Source organism: Porphyromonas sp. CAG:1061, assembly GCF_000435035.1.
In the GTDB taxonomy this organism is placed as follows: domain Bacteria; phylum Bacteroidota; class Bacteroidia; order Bacteroidales; family Porphyromonadaceae; genus Porphyromonas_A; species Porphyromonas_A somerae.
This window is the reverse complement of the sequence record NZ_HF988851.1, coordinates 1-821: the sequence shown is the minus strand read 5'-3', so window position 1 is coordinate 821 and position 821 is coordinate 1. Positions and strand designations below refer to the sequence as shown.

1 protein-coding gene is annotated in these 821 nt (G+C 50.7%); it reads right to left on the bottom strand.

The annotated features are described in order from the left end of the window. A partial coding sequence (locus QVO39_RS01085) for a hypothetical protein (RefSeq protein WP_288171361.1) occupies positions 1-448 on the bottom strand: 448 nt, incomplete at its 3' end. Positions 449-821 lie beyond the last annotated feature (373 nt).

Sequence of the window (821 nt, the reverse complement as noted above, 5' to 3'; positions counted from 1 at the left end):
GAGGGAGCAATCGTACATCCGCGGTGAGCAAACCTACCGACCCCAGTTCATCCCCACTTGCGATCTCTGTAGCCCGAACCTCTTCCAGTCGCAGCTTCAGTGGAAAGGCTACCCCCACACGCTCCCACTCCAGCGCAATGCCAGCGCGCTCTGCTACCTCGGTCCGAACCAAACCCAAGAGCCACCCCTGCACCACAGGTAGGTAGAGGAGTGCCGTACCTAGTATGAGTATTGCAAACACCGTAGCTATACCGATGCCAAGCCACCGTAGCCCTCGCCGCCACCAGCTTCTATAGGCCTTAGGCGAAGGTTCCTCCCCGTCCGCTCCCTGTGGTTCATCACCGCCCTCGTTATTGGACAGAGTGGTCTCTGCCGAAGAGGCTTCGGTGCTGGTCGCTACAGTGGACAGCTGGGTGGATTGTGACTCCCTTTCCTCGGTTCGCTTCATCGTAGGTACGCTATCTATATAATGTGTATGTCTCGTATAAATTGAACTAATGGACACTCTCCTCTCCTCCCTATCGCCCATCGCTCACTCTGCAAATTTACTCATTATTATCCATACATACCTACCACTCCGACCTATACTTATGGATTGTGCATTAGAGGTGTCAACTGCTTTGGCTTCTATTTATCGGAACCCGACTAGTACTGAACCTGTTTTCCCACCACAAGCCACTCAGTCTTCCAGAATTTTAAACTGCAGAACCAATGTGAAAAAACTGAAATGGGGTTTCAGAGACCTGCTTTTTAATCAATTGAAATTCAATGTCATACTAAATCGTTCGCTGAGATGCAACTAAGCAATCGGCGAGTTGCAA